Below are 19,090 nucleotides of genomic sequence, written 5' to 3'. Positions count from 1 at the left end.
GACGCTGGCGTGATCGACCTGCGCGACATCGAAGCCGCCCGGGCGACCGTCGCGCCGGTCCTGCGGGTCACGCCGGTCACGCACTCTCACTCGCTCTCGGAGCTGGCGGGCCGCGAGGTGCTGCTGAAGGGCGAGCAGCTCCAGCGGACCGGCTCGTTCAAGATCCGCGGCGCCCGCAACTTCGTGGCCCACCTGGAGCGGGCGGAGGATCAGAAGCCGGAGGTCGTCGCCGCTTCGGCTGGCAACCACGCCCAAGGCGTGGCCCTCGCCGCCCGCCTGTCGGGCCTGCCCGCCACGATCTTCATGCCCGCCAACGCGGCCCTGCCGAAGGTCGAGGCCACGCGGTCCTACGGCGCCACGGTGCTCCTCGACGGCGCCGTCGTCGACGACGCCATGGTCGCCGCCCGCCACCACGCCGAGCGGACCGGCGCCGTGCTGGTGCCGCCCTTCGACCATCCACTCGTCGTGGCCGGTCAGGGGACCGTCGGTCTCGAGGTCGCCGAGCAGGCGCCCGAGGCCGCGGTCGTGGTCGTGCCCGTGGGAGGCGGCGGGCTGGTCGCCGGGGTGGCGACCGCCCTCGCCCACAGCCGGCCCCAGGTGAGGGTGGTCGGTGTCGAGGCGGCGGGGGCGGCGGCCATGCGGGCGTCGCTCGACGCCGGACGGGTCGTGACGCTCGACAACGTGGCCACCATGGCCGACGGCATCGCCGTGCGCTGCGTGTCCGATCTGACGCTCGCCCACGCCCAGGCCTACGTGGACGACGTCGTCACCGTGACCGAGGAGGAGATCAGCCGCGCCCTCCTGCTGCTGGTGGAGCGGGCCAAGGTCGTCGTCGAGCCGGCCGGCGCGGTGGCCCTGGCAGCCATCCTGGCCGGTCGGGTGCCGGGTGCGGGGCCGGCCCTGGCCGTCCTGTCGGGTGGCAACGTCGATCCCCTCGTGCTCACCAAGCTCATCGACCGTGGCCTGTCCGCCGCCGGCCGCTACCTGCTGCTGCGGATCGTGCTCAGCGACCGTCCCGGCGCCCTGGCCGCCCTCACCGACGCCGTGGCCAAGATGCGGCTCAACGTGCTGTCGGTCGAGCACCATCGGGCCGGACTCGAGCTGGGTGTGGACGAGGTCGAGGTCCTGCTCACGGTGGAGACCCGCGATCCGTCCCATCGCCACGAGGTGGTGCGCACGCTTCGGGACCAGGGGTTCAACGTGGCCCTGGCCGCCGACCCGGCCGATCAGGCCGCCTGGCTGTCGTCGGGATAGTCGACGCCCCACAAGCACAGGCCGTGGGGCGGCGCGGGCGGCGCGGCAAGGGCGCGATCGCAGGATCGCAGGACCCAGGCCAGGTCCCCGGCCCGCCTTCGCCCCCGACCCACCTCGACCAGGGTGCCCACCACGGAGCGGACCATCTGGTGGCAGAAGGAGCCCGCCTCGATCTCGAAACGCAGCAGGTCGGCCTCGCCCAGACCACCGTCGCCGCGGGTCCAGCGGGCGTCGTGGACGCGACGTACGAGCGATCCGCCGTCCGGCGGGCGACGGCAGAACGTCGAGAAGTCGTGCTCACCGAGCAGCGGATCGGTCGCCTGCTCCATGGCCCGGAGGTCGAGCGGGTCCTCGACGTGCCAGGCCGTGGCGGCGAGGAAGGGATCGGGCGTCGCCACGTTGAGCACGCTGTAGCGGTAGCGGCGCGCCAGCGCAGAGTGGCGGGCGTCGAAGCCGGGCGGGGCGATCCGGGCCTCGCGCACGACGATGGCCGGCGCCAGCATGGCGTTGCACGATCGGAGCAGCGCGTCGAGATCGAGCCTCCCTCGAACCGGGGCGAGGTCGGCGTGGGCCACCTGACCCCAGGCGTGCACCCCGGCGTCCGTCCGTCCCGCGCAGGTCAGGCTCACCTCGTGGCCGACGACCTTCTCGACGGCTTCGCTCAGGGTCCCGCCCACCGTGGTCTGGCCGGGTTGGGCGGCGAAGCCGTGGAATCCGGTCCCCTGGTAGGCGACCGTGAGCCGGATGCGCACCGGCGCCCCAGGCTCGGGGAGCGCCGCGGGCCGTGTCGTCGAACCGGCCCCCCGGGCCGGCTCCTCCGGCCCGAAGAGCGTCACACGAGCTCGATACGGGCCATGGGAGCGTTGTCCCCATGGCGCGGCCCGAGCTTGAGGATTCGGGTGTAGCCGCCCGGGCGGTCGGTATAGCGGGGCCCGATCTCCTCGAACAGCTTGTTGGCCATGTCCTTGTCCCTGATGAGCGCCACCACCTGGCGCTGACGGTGGACCCCGCCCTTGCGGGCCTTGGTGATGACCTTCTCGACAACGGGCCGCATGGCCTTGGCCTTGGACTCGGTGGTCACCAGGGCCTCGGCTGCCACGAGCGACGCCACGAGGTTGCCGAGCATGGCCTTCTGGTGGGCGGCGTCGCCGCCGAGACGACGGCCCTTGGTCGGGGTGCCCTGCACCTCACTCCTCCTTGGTGCGCAGCGACAGGCCCCGCTCGTCCAGGCGCTGGGCGACTTCGTCGAGGGACTTCTGGCCGAAGTTGGTGATGGCAAGCAGATCGTCGGGCGTGCGCTCGACCAGCTCGCCGATGCTGTTCACCTGGGCCCGCTTCAGGCAGTTGCGGGGCCGCTCGGAGAGATCGAGGTCCTCGATGGGAAGGTCGAGGTCGGGCGAGCCGCTGGTCATGGTGCTGACGTCGCCGAGCTCGAGGCCCTGGGGATGCTCGCTCATGTCCGCCACCAGACCCACCAGGGACCGGAGTGTCTCGCCCGCCGAGGCCAGGGCGTCGCGCGGCGAGATCGAGCCGTCGGTCTCGATGTCGAGGACGAGCAGGTCGAAGTTGGTCGACTGCTCCACTCGGGTGGGCTCGATCGTGAAGGCGACCCTGCGAACGGGCGAGAAGATCGAGTCCACCGGGATGACGCCGATGGTCGAGGTGCGCTTGTTGAGCTCGGCCGAGACGTAGCCGCGGCCCCGCTCGACGGTGACGTCCATGGCCAGCCTGCCCTTCGGATCCAGCGTGGCCAGGGTCAGCTCGGGGTTCAGCACCTCCACGTCGGCCGGGGTCTGCAGCTCCCCGGCGGTGACGGCAGCCGGACCGCGGACGTCCAGGCGGAGAGTGACGGGCTCGTCGGACTCCACCCGGAGGACGATGTCCTTCAGGTTGAGGATGATGTCGGTGACATCCTCCTTCACGCCCGGAAGGGTGGTGAACTCGTGCAAGGCGTCGTCGAAGCGGACCTGGGTGACGGCCGCCCCTGGAATCGAGGAGAGCAGGGTCCGCCGCAGGGTGTTGCCCATGGTGTGGCCGAACCCTGGCTCCAGGGGGCCGATGGCGAAGCGCTGGCGGCCACTCTCTTCCTCGTCGAGCGGCTCCACTGTCGGGCGTTGGATGATGAGCATTGCGACGATGACTCCTTGACGCTGGTGGTGCTACTTGGAGTACAGCTCGATGATGAGCTGCTCTCGCACGGGCACGTCGATGTGCTCCCTGAGGGGCAGGCTCTGCACGGTGACCCGGAGGCCGCCCTCCTCGGCCTCCAGCCAGGGCGGGACCTGGCGGTCCAGGGTGTCGACGTTGTGACGGATGATGATGAGCTGGCGGGACCGCTCGGCCAGGGCCACGACGTCGCCCTGGCGCACCTGATAGCTGGGGATGGTGACCCGCTTGCCGTTGACCTGCACGTGCCCGTGGCGGACGAGCTGGCGGGCCTGGGCCCGGCTGGCACCCCAGCCAGCCCGGTAGGCCACGTTGTCGAGGCGCAGCTCGAGCATGCGCAGCAGGTTCTCGCCGGTGATCCCCGACTGGTGCGTGGCCTGCTCGTAGAGGTTCACGAACTGCTTCTCGAGGACGCCGTAGATGCGACGGGCCTTCTGCTTCTCGCGTAGCTGGGCGAGGTACTCAGAGCCCTGGCGGACGCGGTCGCGCCCGTGCTCGCCCGGAGGATAGGGCCGGCGCTCGATCGGGCATTTCATCGAGTCGCACTTGGGTCCCTTCAGGAACAGCTTCATCTTCTCCCGTCGGCACAGGCGGCAGACGGGGCCGGTGTATCGGGCCATGGGGTGGGGTGCTCTCCTCCTCGTCCTCTATCGGGGCCTATCGAACCTCGGCGCGGGTCACACCCGCCGCCGCTTCTTGGGCCGGCAACCGTTGTGGGGTATCGGGGTGACGTCTTTGATACCGGCCACCTCGATGCCGGTGTTGGTGATGGACCGGATGGCGGTCTCCCGCCCCGATCCCGGGCCCTTCACCAGCACGTCGACCTTTCGCACGCCGTGCTCCATGGCCCGACGGGCACAGGCCTCGGCGGCCAGCTGAGCGGCGAAGGGCGTGGACTTCCGGGAGCCCTTGAAGCCGACGTTGCCCGCCGACGCCCAGGCCAGGACGTTGCCTTCGGGGTCGCTGATCGACACGATCGTGTTGTTGAACGAGCTCTTGATGTGGGCCACGCCGTAGGCGACGTTCTTGCGCTCGCGGCGGCGCGGCCGCCGCCCTCCTGGCTTGGGCTTGGGCATCAGTGCTTGCGAACCTTCTTCTTGCCGGCGACGGTCTTCTTGGGCCCCTTGCGGGTGCGGGCGTTGGTGTGGGTGCGCTGGCCGTTCACCGGGAGGCCGCGTCGGTGACGGACGCCCTGGTAAGAGCCGATCTCCATCTTGCGCTTGATGTCCTGGGCGACGTCTCGACGCAGGTCGCCCTCCACCTTCAGATTGGCGTCCACCCAGGACCGCAGGCGACCCACCTCTTCGTCCGTGAGGTCCCGCACCCGGGTGCCGCAGTCGATACCGGTGGCGTCACAGACCTGGTGGGAGGCGGTCCGACCCACGCCGTAGATGTAGGTGAGGGAGACCTCGAGCCGCTTTTCCCTCGGGATGTCGACTCCCGCTATGCGCGCCATCGCTAGCCCTGCCTCTGCTTGTGACGGGGATTGGTGCAGATGACCATCACCCGCCGGTGGCGGCGGATCACCTTGCACTTCTCACAGATTGGTTTGACGCTGGGTCGTACCTTCATATCCTGCTCACTTGTATCGATACGTGATCCTGCCCCTCGACAGATCGTAGGGCGTGATCTCCACCTGGACACGGTCTCCGGGCAGGATGCGGATGCGATGCATTCGCATCTTTCCCGAGCTGTGGGCGAGCACCTTGTGCCCGTTCTCCAACTCGACTCGGAACATGGCATTCGGGAGCGGCTCGACAACCGTTCCCTCGAGCACGATCGCGTCCTCTTTGGGCTTGGGCAGATGATCCTCCTACGGATGCGGCAATGGTCAGGTGCTGCTTGGGAAAGGGCCGGCCGGCAAGCGGCCGAACGTTGGACGAGGGCTGGTCGGACGAGGGAGCACGAGCCCCGGAGACCGGCTGCCCGCCCCCGTAGCCTCGGACCCCGAATACCCGAAGCCCCGGCCAATCTGACATCTTAGCATGTCAGGGTACGGTGAGCACCTCCGGACCGTCGTCGGTGATGGCGATGCTGTGCTCGAAGTGGGCCGAGCGCCGGCCGTCGGCGGTCACGACGCTCCAGCCGTCGCCCAGCAGCCGGGTGCCGGCGGTGCCGGCGTTCACCATGGGCTCGACGGCGAAGACGTTGCCCACCTTGAGCTTGGGCCCCGGACTGCCGGGCCAGTAGTTGGGGACCTGGGGCTCCTCGTGCATGGCCGTGCCGATGGCGTGGCCGACGTACTCCCGCACGACCGAGAATCCCGCCTTCTCCACCACGGCCTGCACGGCCCGGCCGATGTCGTTGAGCCGGTTTCCCTCCCGCATCTGTTCGATCCCGGCCCAGAGGCTCTGCTCGGTCACCTCCATGAGGGCCTGATCCGCCGGCGCCACCGCCCCGATGGCCATGGTGAAGGCGGCGTCGGCGTGGTAGCCCTCGACGATCGCCCCACAGTCGATGGACAGGATGTCGCCCTCGGCCAGCCGGTAGTCGCCCGGGATCCCGTGGACGATCATGTCGTTCGGTGAGGTGCAGATGACCGCCGGGAAGCCGTGGTAGTTGAGGAAGTTCGACCGGGCCCCCCGGCGCTCGAGGACGTCGACGGCCACTGCGTCCAGGTCGGCCGTGGTCACTCCCGGCCGGGCGGCGGCCCGCGTCCGGTCGTGCATCTCGGCCACGACGCGGCCGGCCTGGCGCATCTTGACGATCTCCTCGGCGTTGCGTCTCATCTGGCACCCTCCCTCGCCCTCACGGACGGCGCCCCAGGCTGTGCTCGCGGCGCTGGTCGACGACCCGCACCATGCTGCCGGTGATCACGTCGGGATCACCCACACCGTCCACCACGGCCAGGAGGTCGAGCTCGGCGTACCAGTCGACGAGCGGCCGGGTCTCGCGCTCGTAGAGGTCGAGACGGCGGCGGATGGCCGCCTCGGTGTCGTCCTCGCGCTGGACGACCTCGCCTCCACAGATGTCACAGGTCCAGTTCAGCCTGGGCGGGGTGTCGACGCTGTAGTTGGCCCCGCAGTCGATGCACACCCGCCGCCCCGCCAGGCGGCGGAGCACGACCTCGGTGGCGACCTCGAGGTTGACGACCAGCTCGATCTCGTCGGGCGCCAGCAGCTCGGCCAGACCCTTGGCCTGATGCACCGTCCGGGGAAAGCCATCGAGCACGAAGCCCCGGGCCTTGGTGTCGTCGAGGCTGAGGCGCTCGGCGACCAGCCCCATCACGACCTCGTCGGGAACCAGCTCGCCTGCGTCCATGAACTCCTTCGCCTTCTCACCCAGCTCGGAGCGCGACTTCACCGCCGCCCGGAACATGTCGCCGGTCGAGATGTGGGGCACGACGTAGTGGCGGGACAGCCGCACGCACTGTGTCCCCTTCCCTGCGCCCTGCTTGCCGAGGATGATCAGCCGGGCGCCCGGTACCACCAGCGCTCCCGGACAAGGAGGCTCGCCACTATTTCAGGAAGCCCTCGTAGTTGCGCATCATGAGCTGGCTGTCGATCTGTTTCATCGTCTCCAGGGCCACGCCGACAGCGATGAGCAGCGTCGTGCCGGCGAAGGGAAACTTGGTGATACCCCAGACGGCCAAGGCGATCGACGGAAGCAGGGCCACGAAAGCCAGGAAGAGCGAGCCGGGCAGCGTGATGCGATTGAGGATGTTGGCGAGGTACCGCTCGGTCGGGTATCCGGGCCTGATGCCGGGGATGTAGCCGCCCTGCTTTCGGATGACGTCGGCCTGCTGATGCGGATCGAAGGTGATGGTGACGTAGAAGTACGTGAACAGGATGATGAGGACCCCATAGAGGCCGATGTAGTAGAAGCTCGTCGGCTGCACCAGGTGGTTGTTGATGAAATTGCGCAGCGAGTGCCACGGGACGACGTTCGACAGCAGGACGGGGAAGTAGAGCACTGAGCTGGCGAAGATGATCGGTATCACCCCCGCCTGGTTGACCTTGAGGGGTATGTAGGTGCTCTGGCCCCCGTACATGCGCCGCCCGGTGACGCGTTTGGCGAACGTGACGGGGATCCGGCGCTGGCCCTGTTCGACGAAGACGATGGCCACGAGCAGCACGAGGGCGAGGGCGAGGACGATCCCGAACTTGAACCGGCCTCCCTCGGCCAGGATCACCGCTCCCCCTGACGGGATGCTGGCCACCACGTTGGCGAAGATGAGGATCGACATGCCCTGGCCGATCCCCCGCTGGGTGATGAGCTCGGCCAGCCACATGACGAAGGCGGTGCCCGCCGTCAGCGTGAGGACGATGAACAGCACCCTGGGGACGGTGAACTTCGGAATGAGATCGATGTTCTGGCCGTTCCCCAGCAGGCCCCCACCGCCACCGTGGAACACGAAGGCCAGCCCGGTGGACTGCATCAGGGCCAGGGCCACGGTCAGGTAGCGGGTCACCTGGGTCAGCTTGCGCTGGCCGACGGCACCCTGGTCACGCCACTCCTCCAGCTTGGGGATCACCGTCACCAGCAGCTGGATGATGATCGAGCTGGTGATGTAGGGCATGATCCCCAGCCCGAAGACGGCGAACCGGGTCAGGGCGCCGCCGGAGAAGAGGTTGAGGAAGCCCAGGATCCCCCCGGCCTTGGCCTGCTGCTCGAGCTGCTGGACGGCGCTGAAGCTGATGCCCGGCACCGGCACGTTCGCCCCGAACTGGTACAGGGAGATGATGAGCAGGGTGAAGAGAACCTTGTTCCGCAGGTCGGGGACCTTGAACATGTTCTTGAGGCTGGAGAGCATGGAGGCTCCTCGTCCTGCGAACTGCTCAGCGGTTGGTCAGGGCGTTGCCCTTTGCCGGCGGCCGGCCGCCGCCAAAGGGCGGTGGAATGACCCTCACGGTACCGCCTGCTGCGCTGATGGCAGCCTCGGCCGGGCCCGAGAAGGCATGTGCCTCGACCCGCAGGGCCCGGTGGACCTCGCCCCCGCCCAGGATCTTGACCAGTCCCCGCTTGTGCACCAACCCGGCGGCGCGGAGCACCTCGGGGTTCACCTCGTCGCCCTCGATGGCGTCCAGCGCGGTGAGGTTGACCACGGCGTACTCCACGCGGAACGGGTTCTTGAACCCCTTGAGCTTGGGGATCCGCTGCTTCAGGGGCAGCTGGCCGCCCTCGAAGCCGGGCTTCACGGTGTCACGGGCCCCCTGGCCCTTCATGCCCCGCCCGGCGGTCTTGCCGCCCTTGCCGCCAATGCCCCGGCCGACCCGTCGGCGGGCGCGGGTGGCCCCCGGCGGGGGCTTCAGATCGTGCAGCTTCACGGTGTGGCTCCTTCACCTTCGTCGCCAGCGGCGCCACCGTCGGGCGGCGCCGGCGCCACCGAGACGAGATGAGGCACCCGGGCGATCATCCCCCGGATCTCGGGGCGGTCGGGCAGCACCGAGTGGTGCCCAATCCGGCGGAGCCCGAGTGCCCGCAGGGTGCCTCGGTGCTTGGGCTTGCTGCCGATGGCCGACCGCACCTGGGTGACGACGAGCCGCGCCGGAGTATCCGGCTTGGCGCGGGCGCGGGGGGCTCGCTTCGCGGTGGCCATGGGCTAGGCCACCTCGGTGGGCACGTGTCCGCCGCGCTGGCGCTCCTGGTAGGCCCTGAGCATGCCCTTGGGGCTGATCTCCTCGGGCGACAGGCCCCGCAGCCGGGCCACCTCGTCGGGTCGCTTCAGCGACTTCAGCCCGGCGATCGTGGCGTGGGCGACGTTGATCCCATTCGACGAGCCGAGCGACTTGGCCAGGATGTCGTGGATGCCCGCCATCTCGAGGATGGCCCGGGCGGCTCCTCCGGCGATCACGCCGGTCCCCGGTGCGGCCGGCTTGAGGAGGACCCGGCCGGCCCCGCTCTCGCCGATGGTGGGATGGGTGATGGTGGACCCCGCCAGGGCGACGTCGAAGAGGTTCTTCTTGGCTTCGTCGATGCCCTTCTGGACGGCCAGGCCGGCCTCCTTGGCCTTCCCGTAGCCCAGGCCCACCTTCCCGTTACCATCGCCGATGACCATGAGGGCCGTGAAGGAGAAGCGCCGTCCACCCTTCACCACCTTGGCCACCCGGTTCACCTTGATGGTCCGCTCTTCGTACTGTGACTCAGGCATCGTCTTAGAGCTCCAATCCGGTTTGGCGGGCGGCGTCGGCGACGGCGGCGACCCGACCGTGGTAGAGGAAGCCGCCCCGGTCGAAGACCACGCGGGTCACGCCGGCCTCCCGGGCCCTGCTCCCGAGCAGCTGACCGACCGCGGTGGCGGCTGTCACGTTGGCCGTGGGCTGCCCGCGCAGCTCGGCCTCCAGCGTCGAGGCGGCCGCAATTGTCCGGCCGTTGAGATCGTCGATGACCTGGGCGGAGATGTGGCGGTTCGAGCGGAACACGGCCAGCCGGGGTCGCTCGGGAGTTCCCCGCACCTTCTTGCGGACCCGGCGGTGACGGCGCTGTCGCAGGTCGTCGCGGTAGCTGGTGCCGTCCATCACTTCGCCGCCTTCCCGGCCTTGCGGACCACCCGCTCGCCGCGGTAGCGGACGCCCTTGCCCTTGTAGGGCTCGGGCTTGCGGATCATGCGAATGGTGGCCGCCACCTGGCCGACCAGCTCCTTGTCGATGCCCCGCACCGTGATGCGGGTGGGCGCGGGGACCTCGAAGGAGATGCCCTCGGGCGCGTCAACCCGCACGGGGTGGCTGAAGCCCAGGGCCAGCTCCAGCTGGTCGGTTCCCCGGGCGTTGGCCCGGTAGCCGACGCCGACGATCTCGAGCTCCTTGGTGAACCCCGTCGTCACGCCGGAGACCATGTTGTTGACCAGGGACCGGGTGAGGCCGTGCAGGGCCCGGCTGTGACGCTGGTCGTCGGGGCGCTCGACGAGCAGGGTGGAGTCCTCCTGACGGAGCGTGATGTCGCCGGGGAGGGTGCGGGCCAGCACGCCCTGCGGGCCGGTGACCCTCACCTGGCGACCGCTCACGGCCACCTCGACGCCATCGGGGACAGCAATGGGAGCGCGTCCGACTCTCGACATCAGCCCACCCCCGGGCGTGTCATGTCCCTCGGAGAACCAGTCATCGTCGCCTCACCACACATAACAGAGGACCTCGCCACCGACCCGGCGTTTGCGCGCCTCGCGGTCGGTCATCAGTCCCTGGCTCGTCGACAGGACGGCCACGCCGAGACCGCCGAGCACACGCGGCAGCTTGTCGGCGCGGGTGTAGACCCGCAGGCCCGGCTTGGACACCCGCCGCAGGCCGGAGATGGTCCGGTCTCGCTCTGGGGTGTACTTCATCTTGATCTCGAGCAGCCGCCCGGGACGGCTGGGATGGTCGCCCGACTCATAGCCGTCGATGTAGCCCTCGCGCTGGAGGATGTCGGCGAGCGACTCCTTCAGCTTCGAGCCGGGCATCGCCACCGTGTCGTGCATGGCCACGTTGGCGTTGCGGATCCGGGTCAGCATGTCGGCGATGGGGTCCATCATGGTCACGGTTGCCGTCCTCCTCTCACCAGCTCGCCTTGGTCACACCGGGCACCTCGCCGTTGTGCACCATCTCCCGAAGACAGATCCGGCACAGCCCGAACTTGCGAAGCACGGCCTTGGGCCTCCCGCACCGCCGGCACCGGGTGTAGGCCCTGACCTTGAACTTGGGCTTGCGCTGCTGCTTCTGGATGAGTGCCTTCTTGGCCATGATGTTCGTTACTGCCCCTCACGTCTGAACGGGAAGCCGAAGGCCGTCAGAAGAGCCAGCCCTTCGGCATCGGTACGAGCGGTGGTGACGATGGTGATGTCCATCCCTCTGGTGGTGTCGATGCTGTCGTAGTCGATCTCGGGGAAGATCAGCTGCTCGGTGACGCCGAAGGTGTAGTTGCCCCGGCCATCGAAGGACTGGGTCGACAGACCCCGGAAGTCCCGGACCCGGGGGATGGCCAGGCTGACCAGCCGATCGAAGAACTCCCACATCCGGTCGCCCCGGAGGGTGACCTTGCAGCCGATGGCGTTGCCCTCCCGGAGCTTGAAGCCGGCGATCGAGCTTCGGGCCCGCGTCACGAGTGGCTTCTGCCCGCTGATGGTCGACAGGTCGCGCACGGCGCCCTCGAGCAACGAGGCCTGCTGGGTGGCCCGACCCACGCCCATGTTGATGACGACCTTGGACAGCCTCGGCACCTCCATGATGTTGGAGAGGCCGAGGGAGCCCTTGAGCTGGTCGCGGATCTCTGCCGAGTACTGCTGGCGCAGCCGGGGTCGCTCGCGGGTGGGCAGGGTGCCTTGATCGGTCACAGGTCACCCCCGCACTTGCGGCACACCCGCACCTTGCGGCCCTGGTCGTCGAAGCGGAACCCGACGCGGCTCGGGCCGCACTGGGAGCAGACAATCGCCACCGAGGACACCGGCATCGGCATGTTCTTGTCGATGATCCCGGCCTGACGGGCCGCTCTCGTGGGACGGGTGTGGCGCTTGACCACGTTGACCCCCTCCACGATGACCTTGCCCTCGGCCGGGAAGGCCCGCATGATCTCGCCTTCCTTGCCCCGGTCCTTGCCGGAGAGCACCCGGACCCGGTCACCCTTCTTGAGCCGCATCAGAGCACCTCCGGAGCCAGCGAGACGATCCGCATGAACCGCTTGTCCCGAAGCTCGCGTCCCACGGGCCCGAAGATGCGGGTGCCGCGGGGCTGCTGGGTCTCGTTGACGAGGACGGCGGCGTTCTCGTCGAAGCGGATGTAGCTGCCGTCGGGCCGACGCTTCTCCTTCTTGGTCCGCACGACGACACACTTCACGACCTCGCCCTTCTTCACCGCGGCGCCAGGTATGGCGTCTTTCACGGTGGCGACGAACATGTCGCCGATGCTGGCGTAGCGGCGCTTGGACCCGCCCAGCACCTTGATGCAGAGGACCTCCTTGGCCCCCGAGTTGTCGGCCACCCGAAGGCGGGACTCCTGCTGTATCACCGGGCACGCTCCATGACCTCGACCACCCTCCAGCGCTTCAGCTTGGAGAACGGCCGGGTCTCGGCCACGCGGACGCGGTCACCGACTCTGACGTCGTTGGCGGGATCGTGGGCGTAGAGGCGCTTGGTCCGCTGGACGGTCTTGGCGTAGCGCGGGTGACGCACCCGCTCCACGACGGACACCACCGCGGTCTTGTCCATGGCGTTCGACACGACTCGACCCTCACGGGTCTTGCGCCGGTTGGGGCGGCCAGCGGAGGCTGCAGACGACTCGCTCATGATCGATCCTCTTCAGCGCCCTCGCCGACAGGCGCCGCTGCGGGCGAAGCGGCCTGCTCGATCGCCTCGGCAGCGGCGATCTCCTGCTCGCGCAGGATGGTCTTGATCCGGGCCACGTCCCGTCGCACCTGGCGGATCCGGCTCACGTTGTCCAACTGGCCGGTCACGACCTGGAAGCGCAGGTTGAACAGCTCTCGCTTGGACTCGGAGAGGCGTGACTCCAACTCCCCGACGTCGAGCTCGCGCAGCTCGGTGGCGCTGGCCATCACAGCTCCCCTCCGCTGGTGTCCAGTCCCGAGCGCACCACGAACCGGGCCTTGATCGGCAGCTTCTGGATCGCCCGCTCCAGGGCCGCCTTGCCCAGGGTCTCGTCCACACCGGCGAGCTCGAAGAGGATCCGGCCCGGCTTGACGACCGCCACCCAGTGCTCCGGGTTGCCCTTCCCCGAGCCCATGCGGGTCTCGGCGGGCTTCTGAGTCACCGGCTTGTCAGGGAAGATTCGGATCCACACCTTCCCACCCCGGCGGACGTGGCGGGTCATGGCGATCCGAGCGGCCTCGATCTGACGAGCGGTGATCCATCCGGGCTCGAGGGCCTGGATGCCGTAGTCGCCGAAGCGCACCACGGTGCCGCCCTTGGCGAGTCCCGTGAGCCGACCGCGCTGCTGCTTGCGGTGCTTGACCTTGCGAGGCATGAGCATGCTCAGTCCGACTCCTTGCGGAAGTGCGGTGCCTCGTGGTGCTGCTCACGGGTGCGGCGCTCGATCTCTTCCTCCTCGGCCAGGAGACGCTCGAGGGCGTCGTCGACCGGCGGCTCGGTGGCCGCCGGCGCCGGCGCCGGTGCGGCCTGCCCGTCCTCGCTTGCCTCCGCCCCGGTCTCGGCCTCGGCTGGCTCCGGAGCCGGGGCCGTCTCAGGCGTCTCGTCCTCCGGCGCCGCTCCCGGCTCGCCCAGCTCGGGACGACGCCGCCCGCCGCCGGCCGAGATGACCCGGCGAGGACGCCCCTGGCCCGAGGTCTCGCCGACGGCCATGGCGGCCTCTCGGCTGATCTTCTCCTCGAGGGACGTCCGGTAGGGGAGGATGTCACCCTTGTAGATCCAGACCTTGACGCCGATGCGGCCGAAGGTGGTCTTGGCCTCCCGGAAGCCGTAGTCGATGTCGGCGCGCAGGGTGTGCAGCGGCACGCGGCCCTCGCGGTAATGCTCCTTGCGAGCCATCTCCGATCCGCCGAGCCGCCCCGTGCACTGGACCCGGATCCCCTGGCCGCCGGCCTTCTGCACCGTCTGGAGGGCCCGCTTCATCGCCCGGCGGAAGCTGATTCGGCGCGCCAGCTGGTCGGCGATGCCCTGGGCGATCAGCGCCGCGTCGAGCTCCGGCTGCTTGATCTCCTGGATGTTGAGCTGCACCTTCGGGTTGTGGGTGATCTTGGCCAGGTCGGTGCGCAGGCGGTCCGCCTCCGCCCCGCGCCGGCCGATGACGATGCCGGGCCGCGCCGTGTGCAGGTCGATCCGCAGCCGGTCGCGCGTCCGCTCGACCTCGATGCGGCTCACCGCCGCCTGCTCCAGCTGGGTCATCAGGTAGTCCCTGATCTTCCAGTCCTCGATCACGGAGTCCTGGTAATGCCGATCGTCGAACCACCGCGACTTCCAGTCGGTTGTGACCCCCAGTCGAAACCCGTACGGGTTGACCTTCTGGCCCATCTACTCGTCCCTCTTCTCTTTGTTGGCACGCGTCCGCCGCTTGGGTGCCGGCTCTTCTTCCTGTTCTTCTGCCGACGCCTCCGCCTCAGGCGCCCGTTCGGGCTCAGCGGCCTCGTCTTCTTCCTCTTCCTCCTCGGCTGCGCTGGCCGGGCCGGAGGAAGCGGCATCGTCGGTGGCCGCCCCTTCGTCAGACGGGCGGTCAACGGCGGGTGCCGCTTCCTCGCCGCCCTCCAGCACGCCAGCCTCGGCCTCCGGAGCAGCCTCCGCCGCTTGACTGGCTGCGGCCCGCTTTCGAGCCCCGGCGACCCGGCGGGCACGCCGGCCGACGGCGTCACCGGTGTCCCTGGCCTGGCGGCGGGCGAGCCGTTCGTCAGGCAGCCGGGTCACCACCACGGTGATGTGACAGGTTCGCTTGCGAATGCGGGTCGCCCGGCCCCGCGCCCGAGGCCGCCACCGCTTCATGGTAGTGCCCTCGTCGGCGTAACAGGCCGACACGTACAGCTCGTCGGCCGACTGGGCGTCGTTGTTCTCGGCGTTGGCCACGGCCGACGCCAGCAGCTTGGCCACGACCCTCGCCGCGTCACGCTCAGAGAACCGCAGGATGTCCTGGGCCTCGTCGAGGTCACGACCCCGGATGAGGTCGAGCACCGGTCGGACCTTGAACGCCGACATGCGGGAGTACCGGAGGACGGCACGGGTCCCGAGCTGCTCCTCCATCCGGGTGGCGGCCATCGCTAGCGTCTCCCCGCCCGTTCCTGCCCGGCGTGGTACCGGAACGTACGTGTGGGCGCGAACTCCCCGAGCTTGTGGCCGACCATCGACTCGGTGATGTACACGGGAACGTGCTTGCGTCCGTCGTGGACGGCGATGGTGTGGCCAACCATGTCGGGGATGATCGTCGAACGGCGCGACCAGGTCTTGATCACCCGCTTCTCGCTGCGGCCGTTGAGGTCGTCGACCCTGCGGAGCAGGTGGTCGTCCACGAACGGACCCTTCTTCAGGCTGCGGGGCACGTCGAGCCCTCCTGCCTCAGCGCCGAGCGCCGCGCTTGCGGCGCCGGCGGACGATGAGCTTGTCGGATTCCTTGTGACGGGCCCGGGTGCGGCCCTCCTTCTTGCCCCACGGCGACACCGGGTGCCGCCCACCGGAGGCCTTCCCTTCGCCGCCACCGAGGGGGTGGTCGACAGGGTTCATGGCCACGCCGCGGGTCTGGGGTCGGACGCCCTTCCACCGGCTGCGGCCCGCCTTGCCGCCCGACACCAGCTCGGCCTCCACGTTGCCGACCTGGCCGAGCGTCCCACGGCAGTCGATCGGCACCCGCCGCATCTCGGTCGAGGGAAGCCTGAGGGTGGCGAACGAGCCTTCCTTGGCGACAAGCTGGACGCTCATCCCTGCCCCGCGGGCGAGCTTGCCGCCCGCCCCCGGCCGCAGCTCGACGTTGTGCACGACCGAGCCCACCGGTATGTACCGGAGCGGCAGCGCGTTGCCGGGGCGGATCTCGGCCCCCTGGCCGCTCTGAAGAACGTCGCCCACCGCGATCCGGGCTGGCGCCAGGATGTAGCGCTTCTCGCCGTCGAGGTAGTGGAGGAGGGCAATGCGGGCGTTGCGGTTGGGGTCGTACTCGATCGCCGCCACCTTGGCCGGCACGCGGTCCTTGTCCCGCTTGAAGTCGATGACCCGGTAGCGCTGCTTGTGGCCACCGCCTCGGTGGCGCGCCGTCTTGCGACCGTAGGCGTTGCGGCCGCCCGTGCTCGGCTTGGGCGCGACCAGGGACCGCTCAGGGCGGTCCCGGGTGATCTCGGAGAAGTCCGAGACGGTCTGGAACCGGCGACCGGGGCTGGTGGGCTTGCGCTTGCGGAGTGGCATCGTCGGTCCCTAGCTCTCGAACAGGTCGATCTTGTCGCCGGCGGCCAGCGTCACGACCGCCCGCTTGGTGTCGACGCGCTGCCCGTAGGCGCCGGTGCGCCGGTTGCGCTTGCGCTTGCCCTTGCGGTTGAGGGTGTTCACCTTGTTGACCCGAACGCCGAAGACGGACTCCACCGCCTTGCGGATCTCCACCTTGGTGGCGGTGGGATGGACCACGAAGGTGTACACGTTCGAGTCGAGGAGCGCGTACGACTTCTCCGACACCACGGGCTTGAGGATCACGTCGCGGACGTCCTTCATTCCTCACCCCCGTCGCCAGGCTCCTCGGCCTTCGCCGGCGCCGGGTCCGCAGGCCGGGACGCGGACTGGCCAGGCAGCGTGGCGTCGGTGAACACCACCCAGTCGTTGCGGAGCACGTCGTAGGTGTTGAGCTCGCCGGACAGCACCAACTGGACCTCGGGCAGGTTGGCGAAGCTGCGCACGGCCGCCTCGTCATCGGGGCCGAGCACCACGAGGACCTTGCCCTCCAGGCCGAGGGCGGCCAGTGCGCTCACGGCGTCCTTGGTACGGGGCGCGGCGAACGGCCACTCGGGCACCACCGCCACGCGGCCCTGGGCGGCGCGGTCCGACAGGGCCGAGCGCAGGGCCAGCTGCACCATCTTCTTCGGCGTGCGCTGGCTGTAGTCACGGGGCTTGGGCCCGAGAGCCTTGCCCCCACCGACCCAGTGCGGGGACCGCGTGGAGCCGGTGCGAGCCCGCCCCGTTCCCTTCTGGCGATAGGGCTTGGCGCCGCCCCCCCTAGCCTCGGCCCTGGTGAGCGTGCTGTGGGTGCCCGCCCGGGCCTTCGCCAGCTGGGCGGTGACGACCTGGTGCATCACCGCCACGTTGGGCTCGACACCGAAGACGGCGGGATCGAGCGCGACCGCGCCCGCCTCCTCGCCCTCGGCGGTGCGCCTGGTGACGGTGAGGTCCTCGACCACACTCATGACGCCTGGCCCGCCTGCTCCGTCGCCCGGCCGCCCTTCACCGCCTCGCGGATCAGCACCAGACCGCCGCGGGGGCCAGGCACGGCTCCCCGCACCATCACCAGCTCCCGCTCGGCATCGGCCTGGACGACCTCGAGGTTGAGCGTCGTGACCCGCTCGGCCCCCAGCTGGCCAGCCATCTTGGTCCCCTTGAACACCCGGGCCGGCGTGGCGCAGGCGCCGATCGCTCCCGGCGACCGGTGCTTCTTGTGGTTGCCGTGCGACGCCCCCTGGCCCTTGAAATTGTGACGGGCCATGGCTCCGGCGAATCCCTTGCCCTTGCTGACCGCGGTGACGTCGACCTTTTCACCGGCGGCGAGGAGGCCGGCGTCGAGCTCCTGGCCGACCGTGTAGGCGCTCGAGTCCTCGACGCGAAGCTCGACCAGCCTGCGGCCGGGCTCCACGCCGGCGCTGGCGAAATGCCCCGCCTGGGGCTTGTTGAGGGTCTTGGCCCGTCGCAGCCCGTAGGTGACCTGGATGGCGGCGTACCCGTCGCTCTCGGGCGTCTTGATCTGCACCACGCGCATCGGGGCGACCTTGACCAGGGTCACCGGCACGGCACGGTTGCGCTCGTCCCAGATCTGGGTCATGCCGACCTTCTCGCCGACGATCGCCTTGCTTGCCATCTGCGGGTCTGCTGCCTCTCGTTCTCGAAGGCTGGAGGCGGGGTGGCCGGCGTCGGCCTCCCTGCACGCGGACGCTCCGCCTGGGCGGAGCCGGGCGGAGCGCTGTCTGAGTTGTGCCGTGGGGTCCCCTCCAGAAACTCGGGCTCCCACGGACCTAGGGATGGGACGGCACGGGCCGTACGGCCCGGACCAGCGACTATATCAGGCGGTCTGTATCTTGATCTCCACGTCGACCCCGGCCGGCAGGTCGAGGCGCTGGAGGGAGTCGACGGTCTTCGGGCTGTGCTCGACGATGTCCAAGAGCCGCTTGTGGATCCGCATCTCGAAGTGCTCGCGACTGTCCTTGTACTTGTGCGGGGACCGGATCACGGTGTACCGATGCTTCTCCGTCGGGAGCGGCACCGGTCCCCGCACCTTGGCCTGGGTGCGGAGCACGGTCTCCACGATCTTCTTGGTGGACTGGTCGATGACCTCGTGGTCATAGGCCTTGAGGCGGATGCGGATCTTCTGGCGGGGACCGTCGGGCACCGAGGACCTTCCTACTTGAGGATCTTGGTGACCCGGCCGGCGCCCACCGTGCGCCCACCTTCGCGGATGGCGAAGCGGAGCCCCTCGTCCATGGCGATGGGCTTTCCGAGCTCGACGGTCATCGTGGTGTTGTCGCCCGGCATGACCATCTCCGTGCCCTCGGGCAGCGTGATGGTGCCGGTCACGTCGGTGGTGCGGAAGTAGAACTGAGGACGGTAGTTGTTGAAGAACGGCTTGTGGCGGCCGCCCTCCTCCTTGGTCAGCACGTACACCTGGGACTCGAAGTTGGTGTGCGGCGTGATCGATCCGGGCTTGCACAGGACCTGGCCCCGCTCGACGTCCTCCTTCTTGGTGCCGCGCAGAAGGGCGCCGATGTTGTCGCCCGCCCGGCCCTCGTCGAGGAGCTTGCGGAACATCTCCACTCCGGTGCACACGGTCTTCTGGGTGGGGCGGAGACCGACGATCTCGACCTCGTCGCCGACCTTGATGATCCCCTGCTCCACCCGGCCCGTGACCACGGTCCCCCGGCCGGTGATGCTGAAGACGTCCTCCACCGACATGAGGAAGGGCTTGTCGATGATCCGCTCGGGCTCGGGATGTAGGTGTCGATGGCCTCCATGAGCTCGAGGACGTGCTGTGTCTCGGCCTCGTCGCCTTCCAGCGCCTTGAGGGCGCTCAACCGGACCACCGGGGTGTCGTCTCCCGGGAACTCGTACTCGCTCAGCAGCTCGCGG

At 69.4% G+C, this 19,090-nt stretch carries 31 protein-coding genes and 3 pseudogenes; 1 reads left to right on the top strand and 33 read right to left on the bottom strand.

The window, feature by feature from the left end; translation table 11 throughout:
• On the top strand, nt 1-1,254 hold a 1,254-nt coding region (gene ilvA, locus VH112_12415; protein ID HEX4541037.1), incomplete at its 5' end, for a threonine ammonia-lyase.
• On the opposite strand, the gene truA is transcribed toward ilvA, so the two are convergent.
• The 33 genes and pseudogenes from truA to VH112_12250 all read right to left on the bottom strand — a co-directional run bounded on the left by truA (nt 1,227) and on the right by VH112_12250 (nt 19,090).
• Nucleotides 1,227-2,090 carry a tRNA pseudouridine(38-40) synthase TruA gene (gene truA, locus VH112_12410; protein ID HEX4541036.1) on the bottom strand — a complete coding sequence of 288 codons (864 nt, stop codon included), beginning with the start codon at nt 2,088-2,090 and terminating at the stop codon, nt 1,227-1,229. The two genes, ilvA and truA, sit on opposite strands and share 28 nt — an antisense overlap.
• Nucleotides 2,087-2,380 carry a 50S ribosomal protein L17 gene (rplQ, locus tag VH112_12405; protein HEX4541035.1) on the bottom strand — a complete coding sequence of 98 codons (294 nt, stop codon included), beginning with the start codon at nt 2,378-2,380 and terminating at the stop codon, nt 2,087-2,089. The genes truA and rplQ overlap by 4 nt, the downstream gene beginning before the upstream one ends.
• Nucleotides 2,381-2,441: 61 nt before the next feature.
• Nucleotides 2,442-3,383, bottom strand: a complete 942-nt coding sequence (locus VH112_12400) for a DNA-directed RNA polymerase subunit alpha (GenBank protein HEX4541034.1) — start codon at nt 3,381-3,383, stop codon at nt 2,442-2,444.
• A 30-nt stretch (nt 3,384-3,413) separates the two neighbouring features.
• On the bottom strand, nt 3,414-4,040 hold the full coding sequence (gene rpsD / locus VH112_12395) for a 30S ribosomal protein S4 (protein ID HEX4541033.1): 627 nt from the start codon (nt 4,038-4,040) through the stop codon (nt 3,414-3,416).
• A gap of 57 nt (nt 4,041-4,097) precedes the next feature.
• On the bottom strand, nt 4,098-4,496 hold the full coding sequence (rpsK, locus tag VH112_12390) for a 30S ribosomal protein S11 (GenBank protein HEX4541032.1): 399 nt from the start codon (nt 4,494-4,496) through the stop codon (nt 4,098-4,100).
• A complete protein-coding gene (gene rpsM, locus VH112_12385; GenBank protein ID HEX4541031.1) occupies nt 4,496-4,876 on the bottom strand; it encodes a 30S ribosomal protein S13 in 381 nt (126 codons plus the stop codon). The genes rpsK and rpsM overlap by 1 nt, the downstream gene beginning before the upstream one ends.
• Nucleotides 4,877-4,878: 2 nt before the next feature.
• Nucleotides 4,879-4,992 (bottom strand): 50S ribosomal protein L36, encoded by a 114-nt coding sequence (gene rpmJ, locus VH112_12380; GenBank protein HEX4541030.1) that lies wholly within the window; start codon nt 4,990-4,992, stop codon nt 4,879-4,881.
• Between the two features lie 7 nt (nt 4,993-4,999).
• On the bottom strand, nt 5,000-5,224 hold the full coding sequence (infA, locus tag VH112_12375; protein HEX4541029.1) for a translation initiation factor IF-1: 225 nt from the start codon (nt 5,222-5,224) through the stop codon (nt 5,000-5,002).
• A gap of 184 nt (nt 5,225-5,408) precedes the next feature.
• Nucleotides 5,409-6,149, bottom strand: coding sequence for a type I methionyl aminopeptidase (gene map / locus VH112_12370; GenBank protein HEX4541028.1), 741 nt, complete (start codon nt 6,147-6,149; stop codon nt 5,409-5,411).
• A 19-nt stretch (nt 6,150-6,168) separates the two neighbouring features.
• Nucleotides 6,169-6,849: an adenylate kinase gene (locus tag VH112_12365; GenBank protein ID HEX4541027.1), complete on the bottom strand. Its 681-nt coding sequence runs from the start codon at nt 6,847-6,849 to the stop codon at nt 6,169-6,171.
• 28 nt (nt 6,850-6,877) lie between these two features.
• Nucleotides 6,878-8,173, bottom strand: a complete 1,296-nt coding sequence (gene secY, locus VH112_12360) for a preprotein translocase subunit SecY (GenBank protein HEX4541026.1) — start codon at nt 8,171-8,173, stop codon at nt 6,878-6,880.
• A gap of 25 nt (nt 8,174-8,198) precedes the next feature.
• On the bottom strand, nt 8,199-8,687 hold the full coding sequence (rplO, locus tag VH112_12355) for a 50S ribosomal protein L15 (GenBank protein ID HEX4541025.1): 489 nt from the start codon (nt 8,685-8,687) through the stop codon (nt 8,199-8,201).
• Nucleotides 8,684-8,887: a 50S ribosomal protein L30 gene (gene rpmD, locus VH112_12350; GenBank protein ID HEX4541024.1), complete on the bottom strand. Its 204-nt coding sequence runs from the start codon at nt 8,885-8,887 to the stop codon at nt 8,684-8,686. Before rpmD ends, rplO begins: the two co-directional genes overlap by 4 nt.
• Before the next feature lie 75 nt (nt 8,888-8,962).
• Nucleotides 8,963-9,511, bottom strand: coding sequence for a 30S ribosomal protein S5 (gene rpsE / locus VH112_12345; GenBank protein HEX4541023.1), 549 nt, complete (start codon nt 9,509-9,511; stop codon nt 8,963-8,965).
• Nucleotides 9,512-9,515: 4 nt separating this feature from the next.
• A complete protein-coding gene (gene rplR, locus VH112_12340; GenBank protein HEX4541022.1) occupies nt 9,516-9,878 on the bottom strand; it encodes a 50S ribosomal protein L18 in 363 nt (120 codons plus the stop codon).
• A complete protein-coding gene (gene rplF / locus VH112_12335) occupies nt 9,878-10,417 on the bottom strand; it encodes a 50S ribosomal protein L6 (protein ID HEX4541021.1) in 540 nt (179 codons plus the stop codon). The genes rplR and rplF overlap by 1 nt, the downstream gene beginning before the upstream one ends.
• A 51-nt stretch (nt 10,418-10,468) precedes the next feature.
• Nucleotides 10,469-10,873: a 30S ribosomal protein S8 gene (gene rpsH, locus VH112_12330; GenBank protein HEX4541020.1), complete on the bottom strand. Its 405-nt coding sequence runs from the start codon at nt 10,871-10,873 to the stop codon at nt 10,469-10,471.
• A gap of 16 nt (nt 10,874-10,889) precedes the next feature.
• Entirely contained in the window at nt 10,890-11,075 is a 186-nt protein-coding gene (locus VH112_12325; protein HEX4541019.1) for a type Z 30S ribosomal protein S14, read from the bottom strand.
• A gap of 8 nt (nt 11,076-11,083) precedes the next feature.
• Complete coding sequence (gene rplE, locus VH112_12320) at nt 11,084-11,623, bottom strand: 50S ribosomal protein L5 (GenBank protein ID HEX4541018.1); 540 nt, start codon at nt 11,621-11,623, stop codon at nt 11,084-11,086.
• Between the two features lie 38 nt (nt 11,624-11,661).
• Nucleotides 11,662-11,967 carry a 50S ribosomal protein L24 gene (gene rplX, locus VH112_12315; protein HEX4541017.1) on the bottom strand — a complete coding sequence of 102 codons (306 nt, stop codon included), beginning with the start codon at nt 11,965-11,967 and terminating at the stop codon, nt 11,662-11,664.
• Complete coding sequence (rplN, locus tag VH112_12310) at nt 11,967-12,335, bottom strand: 50S ribosomal protein L14 (GenBank protein ID HEX4541016.1); 369 nt, start codon at nt 12,333-12,335, stop codon at nt 11,967-11,969. Before rplN ends, rplX begins: the two co-directional genes overlap by 1 nt.
• Nucleotides 12,332-12,613 (bottom strand): 30S ribosomal protein S17, encoded by a 282-nt coding sequence (gene rpsQ, locus VH112_12305; GenBank protein ID HEX4541015.1) that lies wholly within the window; start codon nt 12,611-12,613, stop codon nt 12,332-12,334. Before rpsQ ends, rplN begins: the two co-directional genes overlap by 4 nt.
• A complete protein-coding gene (rpmC, locus tag VH112_12300) occupies nt 12,610-12,879 on the bottom strand; it encodes a 50S ribosomal protein L29 (GenBank protein HEX4541014.1) in 270 nt (89 codons plus the stop codon). The genes rpsQ and rpmC overlap by 4 nt, the downstream gene beginning before the upstream one ends.
• Nucleotides 12,879-13,313, bottom strand: a complete 435-nt coding sequence (gene rplP / locus VH112_12295; GenBank protein HEX4541013.1) for a 50S ribosomal protein L16 — start codon at nt 13,311-13,313, stop codon at nt 12,879-12,881. Before rplP ends, rpmC begins: the two co-directional genes overlap by 1 nt.
• 353 nt (nt 13,314-13,666) lie before the next feature.
• Nucleotides 13,667-14,311: pseudogene (gene rpsC / locus VH112_12290) on the bottom strand (30S ribosomal protein S3).
• A 381-nt stretch (nt 14,312-14,692) separates the two neighbouring features.
• Nucleotides 14,693-15,028: pseudogene (rplV, locus tag VH112_12285) on the bottom strand (50S ribosomal protein L22).
• Between the two features lie 17 nt (nt 15,029-15,045).
• On the bottom strand, nt 15,046-15,324 hold the full coding sequence (gene rpsS / locus VH112_12280) for a 30S ribosomal protein S19 (protein HEX4541012.1): 279 nt from the start codon (nt 15,322-15,324) through the stop codon (nt 15,046-15,048).
• 16 nt (nt 15,325-15,340) lie between these two features.
• On the bottom strand, nt 15,341-16,177 hold the full coding sequence (gene rplB, locus VH112_12275; protein ID HEX4541011.1) for a 50S ribosomal protein L2: 837 nt from the start codon (nt 16,175-16,177) through the stop codon (nt 15,341-15,343).
• A 9-nt stretch (nt 16,178-16,186) separates the two neighbouring features.
• Nucleotides 16,187-16,477: a 50S ribosomal protein L23 gene (rplW, locus tag VH112_12270; protein HEX4541010.1), complete on the bottom strand. Its 291-nt coding sequence runs from the start codon at nt 16,475-16,477 to the stop codon at nt 16,187-16,189.
• The gene (rplD, locus tag VH112_12265; protein HEX4541009.1) at nt 16,474-17,163 is read right to left on the bottom strand and encodes a 50S ribosomal protein L4; all 690 of its coding nucleotides are present in this window, start codon (nt 17,161-17,163) and stop codon (nt 16,474-16,476) included. Before rplD ends, rplW begins: the two co-directional genes overlap by 4 nt.
• Nucleotides 17,160-17,828, bottom strand: a complete 669-nt coding sequence (gene rplC / locus VH112_12260) for a 50S ribosomal protein L3 (GenBank protein HEX4541008.1) — start codon at nt 17,826-17,828, stop codon at nt 17,160-17,162. Before rplC ends, rplD begins: the two co-directional genes overlap by 4 nt.
• Before the next feature lie 201 nt (nt 17,829-18,029).
• Entirely contained in the window at nt 18,030-18,356 is a 327-nt protein-coding gene (gene rpsJ, locus VH112_12255; protein ID HEX4541007.1) for a 30S ribosomal protein S10, read from the bottom strand.
• A gap of 11 nt (nt 18,357-18,367) precedes the next feature.
• A pseudogene (locus VH112_12250) lies at nt 18,368-19,090 on the bottom strand (EF-Tu/IF-2/RF-3 family GTPase).

Source organism: Acidimicrobiales bacterium, assembly GCA_036270875.1.
In the GTDB taxonomy this organism is placed as follows: Bacteria; Actinomycetota; Acidimicrobiia; order Acidimicrobiales; family AC-9; genus AC-9.
Note: the sequence above shows the minus strand (reverse complement) of the source record. Positions and strands in the feature narration are given on the sequence as shown.